The organism is Streptosporangium sp. NPDC002524 (assembly GCF_040295985.1).
Taxonomy (GTDB): domain Bacteria; phylum Actinomycetota; class Actinomycetes; order Streptosporangiales; family Streptosporangiaceae; genus Streptosporangium.
This window is the reverse complement of sequence record NZ_JBEOWK010000013.1, coordinates 36272-52807: the sequence shown is the minus strand read 5'-3', so window position 1 is coordinate 52807 and position 16536 is coordinate 36272. Positions and strand designations below refer to the sequence as shown.

Below are 16536 nucleotides of genomic sequence, written 5' to 3'. Positions count from 1 at the left end.
GATGAACGAAACATGGGCTGCTTCTACCGTTCAATTTATTGGCCTAGGATCGAATGACGAGCTTATTGCGCAGGTGGCTACTCATGGAACATTTATTCGCGACAAAGGTGGGTGGCACGTAGATTTTAGAGCCGAGGGGGGGAACCCTTTGGGTGAACAATTAAAGCTCGTTGAGCAATTTCTTGCGGACGTGCAGCAAGTATTTGATGGGGTGATCGATGGAAAGATTAGCTTGCACTTAAGCTGGACGCCCCGCGAGCCGCAAGATGGAATTATATTCAATATGAGAATGATAAAGATCATGGCGTCGATGGATATGGCCGTACTGCTCGACACATACATGGACTAGGAATTTTATTCGAGATTTAAAATGGAGATTTATTAATTGCTTATTGTTGTGGCGAGTGTTGCTGGAAAGAGGTGGGTTCGGCAGGCCGATTGCATTTGGTGCCCAACCTTGGACTGGGTCGTGCACGGGATGCTTCAGCTACGGCGGCCCGCCCCGGACCGGCCCCGACAGACGCTTCAGCGGCGGCGGGCCGACAGGGCGGCCGGAAAGAAAGCGACTACGGCCCGCACCCCTCACGGCCGGAACGTCTGCAGCGGAGGTGGGCGGGTGTTCCGGCCGGCTTAAAAAAAGCCCGCAACCACCACGCCCGCGCAGGCCGAAGGCCTGAACCACCAGACAGCAACTGAGACGGCCGGCCGGAACACCCGCCCACCGCAGCGAGCACAGACAACCACCAGACACCGCAACGAGCACGGACACTCACCACAGACACCGCAGCGAGCACAGACCACCACACCGAGCGCACCGGGTGGCCGCCCAGGTGAAAAAGTCAGACGAGGCGCCAGTCGTGGCGTTCCAGGAAGGCGCGCTCGCCGGTGGCGTACTCGGTGAAGGCGTCCTGAACCGCGCCCAGGTCCGGGACGTGGGTGCGGAACATCCGGTTCCTGACGCTGTCCTTGTACTCCAGCTCGTAGCCCGAGGTCTCCGGGGAGCTCTGGACGAAGTGTTCGCCGAAGACGACCAGGGCCGTGAACGGGTTCTGCGGGGACATGGTGGCGAGCGTGTCGGAGATGAGCCGCAGGTCGGGGCCGACCACGATCATCCCGTCGCCCGTCCGCATCTCCATGGTCGGGTAGACGCCTCGCGGAGACAGGTTGTGCACCAGGCCGCGCTGCGGGTCGTAGCAGACCAGCCCGCACTCGGCGGCCAGGGCGAAGACCTCGGCGGACACCTCGTCGGCCCGCTCCAGGTCCACGCGGACCAGGAGATGGTCGGGGGAGAGCCACCCGGCCCCGGGCAGCCGATCGGCGAACGCCGTCACCCCCGGGTGCGCCTCGGGCTCCTCCTGCTCCCCGGGCGCTCCCCGCTCTCCGGAAGCTCCCCGCTCTCCGGAAGCTCCCCGCTCTCCCCGGTTCCCGGGTTCCCCCCGCTCTCCGGAAGCTCCCCGCTCTCCCTGCTCTCCGGGCGATCCCCGCTCCCCGGAAGCTCCGGGCTCCCCGGAAGCTCCCGGACGGGGATCCGCGCCATGCGTCGGTGTCGCCCCCGGTTCCCTGGGGGGAGGCGTTCCAGGGACCTCCGCAGCCCCACGGCGGAGGGACTGGAAGACCTGTTCCGCGTGTTCCCTGGTGATCGGTTTGGGCTCGTACCAGACGGCCAGTTCGAAACTCACGGTCCCATTGTCCTCCGGGTGCCTTTCCCGGTGGGAAAGGGCCGGACCGATCGGGTGATCGGCCCGGAGGACGCGCCGTGGCCGGGGCGTTCACGATACGCGGGAAGGGTCAGCCCCTGTGTGACCCTGGTGGAGATGAGCCCGCCGTGCCCGCTCATCCTCGTACGGATCGTGAAGCCTCAAACGACCACGTGATCTCCTGCCATCCGGACGCTACGGAGCCGCTGCATATTTTCCGCATATACCGAACGAAACGATCAGGGACAGCCGGTGATCGAGGATCCGAGGAGTCCGGCCAGGTCGTTCGCCTTCGTCCCGTCGCCGATGACGGTGAAGAGCTCGTGGGCCTCGCGCCAGCATCTGACGGCCTTCTCCCGGTCGCCGGCCGCCACGTGGGCGAGGCCGAGGCTGCGGAGCGCGCCCGCCAGGTACGTCGTCCAGCTGCGGGTCCGCCACAGCGCCACGGACTCCGTCAGGCGCGCGACCGAGCGCGCGTGGTCGCCGTCGGCGCGGTCGAGGTCGCCCAGGATCCAGAGGGCGTCGGCCAGGTGGTGGGTGAGGTTGTAGCGGCGGCTGAGCTCCTCCACGGTGACGGCCGTGGGCCGCGCCCGCTCGTCGCCGTCGCCGGCGTAGAGCTTCGCCAGCGTGACCAGGGTCATCGTCTCGGACGCCGGGTCCCGCGCCACCCGGGACATGACGAGCGAGCGGCTGAGGCACCGCTCGGCGGGTTCCGACTGGCCGGTCTCGACGTACGCGAGGCCGAGGAACTGCAGGGACGTCGCCTCGAAGCGCGGGTTTCCCAGCGTCTCCGCCACCTTCAGCGCGCTCACCAGGTGCGGGATCGCCGAGAGGACGTCCCGCTGGCCGTGCGTGATGCCGAGCGCCAGGTGGGCGCGCGCCCGGCCGCCGAGGTGGCCGGTCTCCTCCGCGAGGCGCAGCGCCGTCTCCGCCGACTCCACGGCCGGTTCGACGAACCCCTGCGCGGCCAGGCCCCAGGCGCACATCACGTGGGCGTCCGACAGCCCGCGTAGCTCGCCGACCTCGGTGAACATCTCCGCCAGCCGGACGGCGTTGGTGTGCAGCGCGACCATGGCGCCGCCCTCGTGCTCGACGCCGGTCCAGGTGGTCACGTCGAGCAGCCCGCGCAGCATGACGGCCTCGCCGAGCAGGTTCCCGGACATACGGCAGGCGAGCATGGCCCGCTCGTTGAGGCGCCGGCACTCGGAGAAGAACCCGTGGGAGTCGAAGTAGCGTTCGAGGCACCCGGCGAGGTCCCAGGCGAAGTCGTCGAGCGCGAGGGCGCAGGCCTGCTCGACGAGACCGGCCAGCGCGCTCCGTTCGGCGTTGAACCAGGAGAGGGGGTCGCGCAGGAGGGACGCGGCGACGTCGCCGGGCAGCGCCCTGCGCGGTGCCGGGCCGTGCAGCACGGCGTAGCAGGCGCCGTGGACGTGCTCCATGGCCTGTTCGGCGAGCCAGAGCCACGCGCCGAACGCCCGGGTCGTGGCGAGCAGGAGTTCGGCCGGGTCCTCCTCGGCCTCCGCGCGCTCGCGGGCGTACAGCCGGACGAGGTCGTGGAAGCGGTAGCGGGCCTGCCCGGTGGAGTCGATCCCGGAGATGGTGACGAGCTGCGCGTCCACCAGGGACTCCAGGTGGGTCTCCCCCTCCTCGTGCGGGCGGTCGAGCAGCGTGGCGGGGACCCAGCTCGCGAAGCCGGTGACGTCGAGGAGGCCGAGCAGCCGGAAGGCGCGCCGCGTGTCCTCGGGGAGGCCGACGTAGCTCAGGGCCAGGCTCGCCCTGACCGCGCGGTCGCCGACGACCAGCTGGTCCAGGCGCCCGCGCTCGCCGCCGAGCCGCCCGACGAGCCAGGCGACGCTCTGCTGGGGACGGGCGGCGAGCCGCGCGCCCGCGATGCGGACGGCGAGCGGCATGCGGTCGCACAGCCAGACGAGCTCGGTGGCGGCGGAGAGCTGCGCGGCGACGCGGTCGTGGCCGATCAGCCGTGAGAGCAGCTCCACGGCCTCCTGGGTGCTCAGGACGTCCAGCTCGACCGGCCGCACGCCCTCCAGGCCGGAGAGCCTCGCGCGGCTCGTGACGATCACGGCGCAGCCGGAGACGCCCGGCAGGAGGGGGCGCACCTGCTGCTCGGACGCCGCGTTGTCGAGGACGATCAGGACGTTCGCGCGGGCCAGGCGGCTGCGGTACAGCGCGGCGCGGGCCTCGACCGACTCCGGGATGCTCGACCCGGGCACCCCCAGCGCGACGAGGAACCGTCCGAGCACGTGGCCGGGGTGCGCCTGCTCCTCCTCGTGCGCGCCGTGCAGGTCGACGTAGAGCTGGCCTCCGGGAAACCTGTCGGCCAGCCGGTGCGCCACGTGCACGGCGAGGGCCGTCTTGCCGATGCCGCCCATCCCGGTGATGACCGAGACGGTCGTCGCGGAGCGCTCGTCCAGCCGCGCGACGAGGTCCCTGACGTGCTGCTCGCGTCCCGCGAAGTCGGCGATGCCCATCGGCAGCTCCGCGGGGGGTTCGCGCGGCCCGGCCTGTCCCTGCTCGGTCCCCGGCGGCTCGTCCCGGTCGTCCCGCTCGTCCTTCGCGCGCCCGCTCGCGGCGTGCCCGGGCCCTGCCCGCTCCTCGGCCAGGATCAGCCGGTGGAGGTCGCGCAGCCGGTCGCCGGGCTCGACGCCCAGCTCCTCGTTCAGCAGGCGCCGGATGTCGGCGTACACCGTGAGCGCCTCGGAGCTCCGGCCGGAGCGGGTGAGCGCCACCATCAGGTGCGCCCGCAGGCGCTCGCGGAGCGGGTGAGCGTTCACGTGGCCGGTGAGCTCGGCGACGAGTTCCGGCTGGAACCGCACCGCGAGGTCGGCCTCGACGCGGTGCTCCAGGGTGGTGAGCCGCAGCTCCTCCAGGCGGGCCGCCTCGCCCGACAGGTCCTCGACGAACCGCAGGTCGCCGTACGCGGGGCCGCGCCACAGCCGCAGGGCCCGGTGGAGGAAGTCCGCGGCCTCGTGGTGGTCACCGTGCAGGAACGCGTCGCGGCCGTTCTTCGCCAAGGCCTGGAACCGATGGGCGTCCAGCTCGCCGGGGTGCACGACGAGCAGGTAGCCGCCGTGCCGGCGCAGGACCCGGTCGTGGCCCAGGGACCGGCGGAGGCGGGAGGCGTACAGGCGCAGGTTGTTGTCGGCCGTCTTCGGCGGGTGCTCGCTCCACAGGGCGTCCACGAGCAGGTCGTCGGCCACGGACCTGTTGGCGTGGTGGAGCAGCATCGCGAGCAGGGCCCGCTGCTTGCGTCCGCCCAGGGGTAGCGGCTGGTGGTCGGCTCGCACTTCGACCGGCCCCAGGACGGAGAAGTTCATACCACTCCCCTGGAAGGTTTCGCAGTGGCCAAGTGTGCCCGACCTCCCCCCGACCGTCAATGATCGTTAACGGTTCCCGGGGCTGGAACGGGCCACGGAACCCGGGGATCCAGGGGGATCCCGCCGGGCCGTCGCCGGAGGGCGGCTAGGCGGGCGGCCTGTCGCCGACGGCGACCTTCGACAGCTCCACGGTGCAGAACGCGCAGCGCTTGGCCTCGATCGGGATGTCGCTCAGGCACTCCGGGCATTCCTTCTCGGTGGCCTTCTTGTCCCTGTCGAAGAAGCCGATGAGCCGGGTCATCGGCATCACGACCAGCCAGTAGATGACCGCGGCGATGATCGCGAAGCTCAGCAGGTGGTTGATGAAGTCGCCGTACATGAACTTGGAGCCGTTGATCGTGAACACGTACTGCGAGAAGTCCGGTTCCCTGCCGCCGGTGATCGCCCCGATCAGCGGCGTGATGAGGTCCTTGACGAGTGCCTGCACCAGCCCGCTGAAGGTCGCCCCGACCACGACGGCCACGGCGAGCTCGACGAGGTTGCCTCTCAGCAGGAACTTCTTGAATCCGCCCATCACTCATGTCCTCCACTCGTGAGGACGGTCGGACTACCCACCTGTCGGCGGCCAAACTTCCCCCTTTTCCCGGCTTCGCGCACGAAAAAGGGCAGTTCGGGAAGCCGTCGCGCGGGGCGTGCGTGGGACGGGGTGGTGGGCGCGGAAGGCTACCATCGGCGCAGTTCGCGAGTGAGGTGGCCGGATGGACTTTCGTGTGCTGGGTCCTGTCGAGGCGTTCGGCGACGGAGGGGCGGCGCTGGACATCGGCCCCTACCAGCAGCGGCTGGTGCTCGCCATGTGCGTCCTCGCCGCCCCGCGGCCGGTCGGCCCGAGCCGGATGATCGACGCGCTCTGGGAGGGCGACCCCCCGCCGGGGGCGCTCAACACCGTGCAGGCGTACGTCTCCAAGCTCCGCCGCGTCTTCGAGCCGGGCAGGACGAGGAACGTTCCCCCGGCGGTCCTGGTCAGCAGGCCGGGGGGCTACGCGCTGGACGTCCCCGGCGGCGCGATCGACCTGGGCAGGGCGCGGGGGCGCGCGGCCGGGGGCAGGAGGCTGGGGGCCGGGGGCGACCACGAGGGAGCGGTCAGGGAGCTGCGGCTGGCGCTGGGGGAGTGGAGCGGGGAGCCGCTCGCGGACCTCTCGGGCACCTCCTGGGCGGTGGAGGAGAGCGCGCACCTGGCCGAGCTGCGGCTCACGATCGAGGAGGACCTGGCCGAGTCGGAGCTCGCGCTCGGCCGGGGGGCGGCGCTGACGGGCGGGCTCGCCCACCTGGTCGGCGCCCATCCGTTCAGGGAGCGGCTGCGCGTGCTCGCCGCCCACGCGCTCTACCAGGCGGGACGGCAGGCCGACGCGCTCGGCGTGCTCGCCGAGGGGCGCCGGTTGCTGATGGAGGACATGGGGCTGGACCCCGACCCCCGGTCGCGGGAGATGGAGCGGCGCATCCTCGGCCAGGACCCCGCGCTCGCGCCCCGCCCGGTGGTGGAGGCGGGACCGGCACCGGCGGAGGAAGCTGGGGAGGCGGAGGAGAAGGGCGCCGGGCTGGTGGGCAGGGACGCCGAGGCGGAGGTGCTGGAACGGGCCGTCGCCGGTGACGGGCACCGGACGGTGCTGCTCGCCGGGGAGCCCGGCATCGGCAAGACCAGCCTGGCCGAACGGGCCGCCGGGGCCGCGCGGGCGCGGGGCCACCGGGTGGTGTGGGGCCGCTGCTGGAGCGGCACCGGCGCGCCGCCCTTCTGGCCCTGGACGCAGGCCGTGCAGGACCTGGTCGGCAGGGACGGCGAGCTGGCCCAGCTGACCGGGGCCGGAGCCGGGGCCGGGGGAGCCGGGGGAGCCGGGAGTGCTTCGGGAACCGGGCAGGCGGGGCAGTTCGCACTGTACGAGGCGTTCGCCCGGCTGCTGAACGAGCACGGCCGGGTCCTGGTGGTCCTCGACGACCTCCAGTGGGCGGACCCCTCCTCGCTGCGGCTGCTGGAGTTCCTCGCCTCCACCCGGCTCTGCCCCGGGCTGACCGTCGTGGCCACGTACCGCGACACCGACGTGCGCCCCGGCGAGCCGCTGGAGCAGGCCCTCGGCGCGCTGCTGCGGCTGCCGCACGTGCAGCGGCTCCTGCTGCGCGGCCTGGCGGAGGAGGAGATCCGCGAGTACCTGGGACGGGCCGGCGCCGACCCCGCCCTGGCCGCGGAGATGGGCAGGCTGACCGCGGGCAACCCGTTCTTCCTGGGGGAGGTGCTGCAGCTGGGGGAGACCCCCGAGGCGCTGTCGGACGTCGTGCGCGGCCGGATGGCCGGTCTGCCGCCCGGCACCGAGGAGGTGCTGACCGTCGCCGCGCTGCTCGGCAGGGAGGCGGCGACCGACGTCCTGACGCGCGTGGCGGGGCTGCCCGAGGAGCGGGTCCTCGACATCGTCGACGCCGCCGTGGGGGCCCGGCTGCTGGTCGAGGGGGACGGGCCGAGCTGCCGCTTCGTCCACGACATCGTCCGCGACGCGCTGCGCGAGGCGCTGCCGCCGCTGCGCCGCAGGAGGCTGCACGCGCGGATCGCGGAGGTGCTGGAGGAGCGGAGCGGGACGCGCCTGACCGAGATCGCCCACCACTGCCGCGAGGGCCTGCTGAACTCCCGGATGGCGGGCCGGGCCATCGGCTACACCCGGCGCGCGGCGGCCCAGGCGACCGCGCAGTTCGCCCACGAGGACGCGGTGGAGGGCCTGGGGAGGGCGATCGTGATGATCGACCGGCTGCCGGAGCCCGACGACGCGCTCCGCTGCGACCTCCTGCTCGACCTGGCCGAGGCGCAGGCCGCGGCCGGGATGAGCGCCGCGGCCCACGCCTCGCTGGAGGCGACCGCGGAGATCGCCGAACGGCTCGGCGACGACAACCGGCTCGCCAGGGCGGCGCTGGGGTTCTCCGACCCGATCTATCTGGCCATGTACGAGGAGATGACCGGCATCGACCGGCTGGCCGCGCGCATCGACCGGGTCCTCGCCTCGGACCTGGCACAGGACTCGCCGTGGCGGGCCCAGCTGCTCGCCGCCGCCGCGCTGACCGGCTCCACCGTGCGGCCCGTCGGGCGGAGCGTGGAGATGGCGGGGGAGGCGGTGCGGCTCGCCCGCCTCGCCGGCGACGACCGGACCCTGGCCAGGACGCTGATCGCCCTGGAGATCCTGCTGCGCTCCGGCCACGACCACGGGCGCCGCGAGGCGGTCGCCGGCGAGATCGCGGAGATCGGCCGCCGCACCGGTGACCTGGCCATCGAGTGGATCGGCAGGGAGAACGAGTACGTCGAGCTGACCGCCAGGGGAGCCTCGGGGCGGGCCGCGGAGCTGCTGGAGTGGCTGCGGGAGACCGCGGAGCGGCTCAGGCTCCCCTCGACGGTCAGCCTGGCCGCCTGGCAGACGGCGGTCCGGGCCTACCTGTCCGGGCGCTTCGCCGACGCGCTCGCCGCGGCCGACGCGTCCGGCGCGGCCCACCCCGAGGGGGCGCTGGGCCGGGACGACGCGTCGCTGCGGCGGGAGGTGTTCCGCTTCCTGTCCCTGCGGGCGGCGGGCCGGCCCCGGGAGACGGGTGAGGCGCTCGCGCTGGCCGACGAGATGCTCGCCCGCCGCCCCGGCCAGAAGCCCTGGCGGATCCTGCGCTGCCTCGCCCTGGTCGACCTGGGCAGGACGGCCGAGGCGCGCGACGCCTTCGCCGGCCTCGCCCGCGACGGTTTCGCGGCGATAGGTCCCGAGCTGGCGTACCGGTTCGTCCCGGACGCCGTGAGCGAGATCTGCGCGGCGCTCGGCGACGAGGAGGCGGGGAGGATCCTGTACGGCAGGCTCGCCCCGCACGCGGGACGGTTGCTGGGCTGGTCGCTGACCGACCTGTGCCTGGCCAGGCTCGCCCTGCTCGGCGGCGACGAGGACCGGGCGAGGGCCCACCTGCGGGCGGCCGAGGCGTTCGCGGCCGGGGCGGGACTGCGCGTCCACGAGCCCGCGCTCCGCGCGCTGGGCGAGACGCTCCGGGTGACAGGAGAGACGTGATCTCCGCGCGCCCGGCTCACACGTTTCGCCCGCGGCCGGTGGGTTAGGTGGTGGAGGCCGAGAGCGTCCGTGGCCGGTGGCCGTGAAGGGGAGAGGAGCGCGCGTGGCCGTCAACCGTGTGGTGACCAACATCCTGTCCGACCGCCTGGCCGAGACCAGGGACTTCTTCGCGGAGCTGCTCGGCTTCCAGGTCAACTTCGATGAGGACTGGTACGTCCACCTCTCCGCGCCCGGCAGCCCGGCCCTGGAGGTGGCCGTCTGGCGCAGGGACCACGAGCTGATCCCCGAGGCGTACCGCCGGAGGCCGGCGGGCACGATCCTGACCGTCGTGGTCGACGACGTGGACGCCGTTCACAGGCGGGCCGGCGACATGGGGCTGACGATCGTCGCGCCGCCTCGCGACCAGTTCTACGGCCAGCGCAGCTGCCTGCTGCTCGATCCCAACGGGCTGCTGGTGGACATCTCCACCCCGGTCTGATCTACGCTCGGTCAACGCATGTCATCGCCAGGGTCTGAGATCACCGTCACAGGAGTGGGAATGTGCGCATGGCCACGCGAACACGGGGCATATTTGTCCACCGCTGAGAGGCGGTGCGCTGACATCCTCTTCCCACTCTTCCCATCGGCCGAGTTCGCTCAGACTTTCCAGACAAACCCGTAGTACGGCGTCGTGCCGTGTGCTCTCCCCCGCCTCAAGGCGGGGGTCTCCACGCTCAAGAGGGACTGATGATCGAGATCTGGCCGGGTGACCCCTATCCCCTCGGGGCCACTTACGACGGCGCGGGAACCAACTTCGCGCTCTTCACCGAGGCCGCGGAACGCGTCGAGCTGTGCCTGTTCGACGAGGAGAACAAGGAGACCAGGGTCACCTTCACCGAGTGTGAGGGCTTCGTCTGGCACGGGTACCTGCCGGGCGTCGGCCCGGGGCAGCGGTACGGCTACCGCGTGCACGGCCCGTACGACCCCCCGAGGGGGCAGCGGTGCAATCCCGCCAAGCTCCTGCTCGACCCGTACGCCAAGGCGGTCGAGGGGGACGTCAACTGGGACGAGGCGGTGTACGGCTACCGCTTCGGCCACCCCGACAGCCGCAACGACGCCGACTCCGCCGAGTTCGTGCCGCGCTCCATCGTGATCAACCCGTTCTTCGGGTGGGGGCACGACCGGCCGCCGAGCACGCCGTACCACAACACGGTGATCTACGAGGCGCACGTCAAGGGCCTGACGATCAACCACCCGAAGATCCCCGAGCGGATCCGCGGCACGTACGCCGCGATCGGCCACCCGGAGATCATCGACCACCTCACCGCGCTCGGGGTGACGGCGATCGAGCTCATGCCGGTGCACCAGTTCGTCACCGACCACGTCCTCGCCGAGCGGGGGCTGACCAACTACTGGGGCTACAACAGCATCGGGTTCTTCGCGCCGCACAACGCCTACTCCAGCACGGGGCAGCGCGGCGGGCAGGTGCTGGAGTTCAAGGCCATGGTCAAGGCCCTGCACGAGGCGAACATCGAGGTCATCCTCGACGTGGTCTACAACCACACGGCCGAGGGCAACCACCTGGGCCCGACGCTGAGCATGCGCGGCATCGACAACGCCGACTACTACCGCCTGGTCGACAGCGACAAGCGCTACTACATGGACACCACGGGCACCGGCAACAGCCTGTTCATGCGCTCCCCGCACGTGCTGCAGATGATCATGGACTCGCTGCGCTACTGGGTCATCGAGATGCACGTCGACGGCTTCAGGTTCGACCTGGCCTCGACGCTGGCGCGCGAGCTGCACGAGGTCGACCGGCTGAGCGCCTTCTTCGACCTGGTCCAGCAGGACCCGGTGCTGTCGCAGGTCAAGCTGATCGCCGAGCCGTGGGACGTCGGCCCCGGCGGCTACCAGGTGGGAAACTTCCCCGCCAGGTGGACCGAGTGGAACGGCATGTACCGCGACACGATCCGCGACCTGTGGCGGGGCGAGCCCGCCTCGCTGCCCGAGTTCGCGTCCCGGCTCACCGGCTCCAGCGACCTCTACCAGGACGACAGCCGCCGCCCCGCCGCTTCCATCAACTTCGTCACCTGCCACGACGGGTTCACGCTGCAGGACATCGTCTCGTACAACAACAAGCACAACGAGGCCAACGGCGAGGACAACCGCGACGGGGCCGACGACAACCGCTCCTGGAACTGCGGCGAGGAGGGGCCCGCCTCGCTGGCGATCGAGTCCCTGCGCGAGCAGCAGAAACGCAACTTCCTGACGACGCTGTTCCTGTCCCAGGGCGTTCCGATGATCTCCCACGGCGACGAGTTGGGCCGCACCCAGCGGGGCAACAACAACGTGTACTGCCAGGACAACGAGCTGAGCTGGGTCGACTGGTCCGACATCAGGGAGAACTGGCTGCTGCTGGAGTTCACCCGGCGGCTGGCCAAGCTCCGCGCCGACCACGCGGTCTTCCGGCGGCGCCGGTTCTTCTACGGGCGGCCGGTGCGCGGCTCGGAGGAGAACCTCAGCGACATCGCCTGGCTCACTCCGAGAGGGGAGAAGATGACCGACGCCGACTGGAACGTGGGATACGCCAGATCGCTCGCCGTCTTCCTGAACGGCGACGCCATCACCGAGCCCGACCGCCGGGGGCGGCAGATCGTGGACGACTCGTTCCTGCTGCTGTTCAACGCCCACCACGACGTCATCAAGTTCACGCTTCCCAAGGACTACGGCGAGATGTGGCTGACGGAGATCGACACGGCCATGCCGATCACGGTCGACACCCGGGTCTGCCGGGCCGGGGAGAGCGTGCCGGTGGTCGGCCGCTCGGTGAGGGTGCTGCGCCGTGTCTGAGCCCATGACGCCCGCGACCCGGCCCGTCCCCGAGCCCGTCCCGCTGGAGCCCGCGCCCGGGATCGTCCCCCCGGAGTCGGTGCCCGAGCCCGGCCCCGCGCCGGACCCCGTTCCGGGCCCTGTTCCGGATCCGGACCCCGTTCCGGGCCCTGTTCCTGACCCCGTTCCTGACCCGGGCCCCGGCATGCCGCCGGACCCGCTGCCCGGCACCCCGCCCGCCGCCGTGCCGCCGCAGGTCGCCCACGACGAGATCCTGGCGGAGTCCCTCCCCGGGACCAGGACCGGCGGGGACGTCCCCGACCCCTCGGTGCTCGCCGAGGAGGTGCCCGCGCCCCCGCCGCCGCCCGGCTCGTACGGGGTGCCGGTCTCGACCTACCGGTTCCAGCTCACCCCCGACTTCGGGTTCGAGAAGGTGGCCGAGCTCGCCCCGTACCTGCGGGACCTGGGGATCAGCCACGTCTACCTGTCGCCGATCCTGCAGGCCGTGCCGGAGTCGCGGCACGGCTACGACGTGACCGACCACTCGCGCGTCCGCGAGGAGTTCGGCGGCGTCGAGGGCCTGCGGGAGCTGTCGGCGACGCTGGCCCAGCACGGGATCGGCGTCGTCGTCGACATCGTGCCCAACCACATGACGATCCCGGTGCCCGAGTCGGGCAACGCGCAGCTGTGGTCGGTGCTCAAGGACGGGCCCGATTCGCCGTACGCGTCGTGGTTCGACATCGACTGGTCCGTCGAGGACGGTGAGAGCGGCGGCGACGACGGCGGCAGGGTAAATATGCCGGTGCTCGGCGACTCGGGCGAGGCGGTGGCCGACGGCGACGTGCTGCGCTACCACGACCACGAGTTCCCGCTGCCCGACACCCACTACCGGCTCGTCGACTGGCGGCGCGGGCCCGGCTACCGCCGGTTCTTCGACGTGTCCTCGCTGATCGGGGTGCGGGTCGAGGACCCGGAGGTGTTCGACGCCACGCACGCCGTCATCCTCTCGCTCGTCGAGGAGGGGGTCATTCAGGGGCTGCGGGTGGACCACCCCGACGGGCTCGCCGAGCCGCGCGGCTACCTGGCGCGGCTGCGCGAGAAGTCGGGCGTGTGGACCGTGGCGGAGAAGATCCTGGTCGGCTCCGAGCGGCTGCCCGCCGACTGGGAGTGCGACGGCACCACCGGCTACGACACGCTCAACCGGATCACCGCGCTGTTCGTCGACCCGGCGGGCAGGGAGCCGCTGGTCGAGCTGTTCGCCCAGCAGACCGGGGTGCGCGACGACTACGCCGCCGTGGTCCGCGAGTCCAAGGCGGAGGTCCTGAACCTGTTCTTCGGCGCCGAGATCGACCGGCTGCACGCCGTCGTCGGCTCCGACCGGCGGACGCTGGTGGAGCTGCTCGCCGCGATGCCGGTCTACCGGGCCTACGCGGTGCCGGGCGAGCCGGTGCCCGAGGCCTCGGCGGAGATCGTCGAGGAGGCCGGGCGGGTCGCCGCCGGGCGGCTGCCCGAGGGCGCGCCGGTGGCGGAGGTCGTCGAGCGGGTCCTGACCGGTCCCGCCGAGGCGGTCACCCGCTTCCAGCAGACCTGCGGCCCGGTGATGGCGAAGGGGGTCGAGGACACCGCCCTCTACCGCTGGTACCCCCTGTCCTGCCTCAACGAGGTGGGCGGCGAGCCCGACCGGTTCGGCGGGTCCGTCGAGGAGTTCCACGCGTTCTGCCGGGAGATGTCCCCGGCCACGATGACGACGCTCTCCACGCACGACACCAAGCGCTCCGAGGACGTACGGGCCCGGCTCGCCGTGCTGTCCGAGCTTCCCGGGGAGTGGGCGGCCGCGGTCGGCGAGTGGTCCTCGAAGGTCTCCTTCGACCCGGCCCTCGACTACCTGGCCTGGCAGAACCTGATGGCCTCCTGGCCGATCGGTCCCGACAGGTTCTTCGACTACCTGTTCAAGGCGGCCCGCGAGGCCAAGACCTCGATCTCCTGGGCCACCCCCGACCCGGCGTACGAGCGCGGCATCCGCGACTTCGTCGGCCGGGCCGTCGAGGAGTGCGGGGCCTCGGTCGCGGAGTTCGCCGCGCGGATCGAGCCGTACGCCAGGTCCAACTCGCTGGGCCAGAAGCTCGTCCAGCTCATGCTGCCCGGCGTGCCCGACCTCTACTGGGGCAACGAGATCACCGACTTCTCCCTGGTCGACCCCGACAACCGGCGCCCGGTCGACTTCCCGCTGCGCCGCCGGATGCTCTCGTCGGCCCAGGCCCACGCGAGCCAGGCCCACCCGGACGAGCCCCACCCGAGCCCCGCCTCCACCGGCAGCCTGTCGTGGGACGAGGCGAAGCTGGCGGTCACCGCCCAGGCCCTGGACCTGCGGCGGAGGCTGGACCCCGAGGCGCCGTACGTCCCGATCGAGGCCGGAGAGCACGCGATCGCCTTCGCCAGGGGGGAGCGGGCCGTGACGGTGGCCACCCGGCTGCCCGTCGGCCTGGAGCGGCGCGGCGGCTGGGGGGGCACCACGCTCACCCTGCCGCGCGGCACGTGGCGGGACCTGCTGTCGGGGTGCGAGCACACCGGCCGGATCCCGCTCGCCCACCTGTTGTCCGTCCATCCTGTCGCGCTTCTGGAAAGGGACTGACCGATGTTCGAGGTATGGGCGCCGCAGGCCACGGCGGTGGACGTGGAGATCGGCGAGGTCCGCTACCCGATGTCGGCCGCCGGGGGCGGCTGGTGGACGGCGGAGGTGTCCGGCGCCGGGCACGGCACCGACTACCGGTTCCGGCTCGACGGGGGCGAGGCGCTGCCCGACCCCAGGACCCGCTGGCAGCCCGAGGGGATCTTCGGGCCGAGCCGGGTCTACGACCACGGCCGCTTCGAGTGGGGCGACGCCCTGTGGAAGGGCCGCGACCTGCCGGGCGCGGTCATCTACGAGCTGCACATCGGCACCTTCACCCCCGAGGGCACCTTCGACGCGGCGATCGGCAAGTTGGAGCACCTGGCGGAGCTCGGCGTCGACTTCGTGGAGGTCATGCCGGTGCCGCCGGTGCCCGGCGGGCGCAACTGGGGCTACGACGGCGTGGACCTGTGGGCCGTCACCGAGAACTACGGCGGCCCCGACGGGCTCAAGCGCTTCGTGGACGCCTGCCACCGGCGCGGGCTCGGCGTCATCCTCGACGTCGTCTACAACCACCTCGGCCCGTCGGGAAACTTCCTCGCCCCCTTCGGCCCGTACTTCCACTCCAGCGCCGCCTCCTTCTGGGGGCAGGCCGTGAACCTCGACGGTCCCGGCTCCGACGAGGTGCGCGCCTACTTCGTCGGCAACGCGCTGCAGTGGCTGCGCGACTACCACATCGACGGCCTGCGGCTGGACGCCGTGCACGCCCTGCACGACGACCGGGCGACGCACCTGCTGGAGGAGATCGCCGTCGAGACGGAGGCGCTGTCGGCGGCCGTGGGCAGGCCGCTCACGCTCATCGCCGAGTCCGACCTCAACGACCCCCGGCTGATGACCCCGCGCGAGGCCGGGGGGTTCGGCCTCGCCGCGGCCTGGAACGACGACGTCCACCACGCCCTGCACGTGGCGGCGACCGGTGAGCGGCACGGCTACTACGACGACTTCTACGGCGCCCTGCCCAAGGTGCTGAGCCGCGCCTACTACCACGACGGGACCTACTCGTCCTTCCGGGGGCGCTCGCACGGCCGCCCGGCGTCCCACGTGCCCGGCTACCGCTTCGTCTGCTGCGCGCAGAACCACGACCAGATCGGCAACCGGGCCGAGGGCGACCGGATGGCGCCCGAGGCGCTCCGGCTGGCCGCGGGCCTCCTGCTGACCTCGCCGTTCACGCCCATGCTGTTCATGGGGGAGGAGTGGGGGACGCGGGCGCCGTTCCTGTTCTTCACCGACCACGTCGAGCCGCAGCTGCGCGAGGGCGAGGGCGACCGGCGGCGGCGGGAGTTCGTCGGCTTCGGCTACGACGACTGGGCGGACAAGGCCCCCGACCCCGGCGAGGAGATGACGTTCCTGCGCTCCAAGCTCGACTGGAGCGAGCTGGACGACGACGCCCACCGGGCCCACCTCGACTGGTACCGCGCCCTGATCGCGCTGCGCCGCGCCCACCCCGAGCTGACGGACCCGAGGCTGGACCGGGTACGGGTCGACCACGGCGAGTCCTGGCTGGTCGTGCACCGGGGAGGGCTCAGGGTGGCGGCCAACTTCGGCCCGGTCGCCCTCACGGTCAAGCTGGGGACCGGCCGGCTCGCGCCAGGCCACATCCTGCTCGCCTCCGACCCGTCGGCGACCGTGGAGGGGGAGGAGCTGTTCCTGCCCCAGCGTTCCCTCGCGGTGGTGAGACTGGACCCGGCCCTCTGAGGTTGCTTCCCCGGCGGCGGTTTCGAGGTTGCTCCCCGGCGGCGGTGAGACCCCGGCCCTTGTGACCCGCTCCCGGGCGGTGGTGGGGCTCCGGCGCTTCTAACCGCTCCCGGGCGGTGGTGGGGTCCGACCCCTTCTGGCCGCTCCCGGGCGGTGGCGGGGCCGGATCGAGCCGTCCGGCCCGCCCTCCGGGGGCGACAGGGGCGGTGACCGGCCTCCGGGCGGTGGTGGACACCGGAACCGGCCTCCGGCCGGTCGAG

Annotated in this window: 9 protein-coding genes; 6 read left to right on the top strand and 3 right to left on the bottom strand. The window is 72.0% G+C overall.

Translation table 11 applies throughout. The features are described 5' to 3' along the window. The first annotated feature begins 1 nt into the window (after position 1). The gene (locus ABT053_RS22925; RefSeq protein ID WP_350971120.1) at positions 2-349 is read left to right on the top strand and encodes a hypothetical protein; all 348 of its coding nucleotides are present in this window, start codon (positions 2-4) and stop codon (positions 347-349) included. A gap of 490 nt (positions 350-839) precedes the next feature. Here ABT053_RS22925 and ABT053_RS22920 read toward each other — a convergent pair whose 3' ends face one another. The 3 genes from ABT053_RS22920 to mscL all read right to left on the bottom strand — a co-directional run bounded on the left by ABT053_RS22920 (position 840) and on the right by mscL (position 5606). Then, positions 840-1331, bottom strand: coding sequence for a hypothetical protein (locus ABT053_RS22920; protein WP_350971118.1), 492 nt, complete (start codon positions 1329-1331; stop codon positions 840-842). Between the two features lie 605 nt (positions 1332-1936). Further along, the gene (locus ABT053_RS22915) at positions 1937-5032 is read right to left on the bottom strand and encodes an AfsR/SARP family transcriptional regulator (protein WP_350971117.1); all 3096 of its coding nucleotides are present in this window, start codon (positions 5030-5032) and stop codon (positions 1937-1939) included. 145 nt (positions 5033-5177) lie between these two features. Next, positions 5178-5606: a large conductance mechanosensitive channel protein MscL gene (mscL, locus tag ABT053_RS22910; protein ID WP_350971116.1), complete on the bottom strand. Its 429-nt coding sequence runs from the start codon at positions 5604-5606 to the stop codon at positions 5178-5180. A gap of 184 nt (positions 5607-5790) precedes the next feature. Between mscL and ABT053_RS22905 the strand changes: the two genes are divergently transcribed. The 5 genes from ABT053_RS22905 (at position 5791) to treZ (ending at position 16276) form a co-directional block, all read left to right on the top strand. Further along, the gene (locus tag ABT053_RS22905) at positions 5791-9102 is read left to right on the top strand and encodes an ATP-binding protein (protein ID WP_350971114.1); all 3312 of its coding nucleotides are present in this window, start codon (positions 5791-5793) and stop codon (positions 9100-9102) included. Between the two features lie 103 nt (positions 9103-9205). Further along, positions 9206-9580: a VOC family protein gene (locus ABT053_RS22900; protein WP_350971113.1), complete on the top strand. Its 375-nt coding sequence runs from the start codon at positions 9206-9208 to the stop codon at positions 9578-9580. Positions 9581-9828: 248 nt separating this feature from the next. Next, positions 9829-11934, top strand: a complete 2106-nt coding sequence (gene glgX, locus ABT053_RS22895; protein ID WP_350971112.1) for a glycogen debranching protein GlgX — start codon at positions 9829-9831, stop codon at positions 11932-11934. Beyond that, positions 11927-14545 (top strand): malto-oligosyltrehalose synthase, encoded by a 2619-nt coding sequence (gene treY / locus ABT053_RS22890; RefSeq protein WP_350971111.1) that lies wholly within the window; start codon positions 11927-11929, stop codon positions 14543-14545. The genes glgX and treY overlap by 8 nt, the downstream gene beginning before the upstream one ends. A 3-nt stretch (positions 14546-14548) precedes the next feature. Then, entirely contained in the window at positions 14549-16276 is a 1728-nt protein-coding gene (treZ, locus tag ABT053_RS22885) for a malto-oligosyltrehalose trehalohydrolase (RefSeq protein WP_350971110.1), read from the top strand. The last annotated feature ends 260 nt before the right edge of the window (positions 16277-16536 follow it).

Bases quoted from the DNA above. Each gene is read 5' to 3' on its own strand.
- mscL (WP_350971116.1), bottom strand. From the start codon at position 5,606: ATGGGCGGATTCAAGAAGTTCCTGCTGAGAGGCAACCTCGTCGAGCTC.
- treZ (WP_350971110.1), top strand. From the start codon at position 14,549: ATGTTCGAGGTATGGGCGCCGCAGGCCACGGCGGTGGACGTGGAGATC.
- glgX (WP_350971112.1), top strand. From the start codon at position 9,829: ATGATCGAGATCTGGCCGGGTGACCCCTATCCCCTCGGGGCCACTTAC.
- ABT053_RS22925 (WP_350971120.1), top strand. From the start codon at position 2: ATGAACGAAACATGGGCTGCTTCTACCGTTCAATTTATTGGCCTAGGA.
- ABT053_RS22905 (WP_350971114.1), top strand. From the start codon at position 5,791: ATGGACTTTCGTGTGCTGGGTCCTGTCGAGGCGTTCGGCGACGGAGGG.
- ABT053_RS22915 (WP_350971117.1), bottom strand. From the start codon at position 5,032: ATGAACTTCTCCGTCCTGGGGCCGGTCGAAGTGCGAGCCGACCACCAG.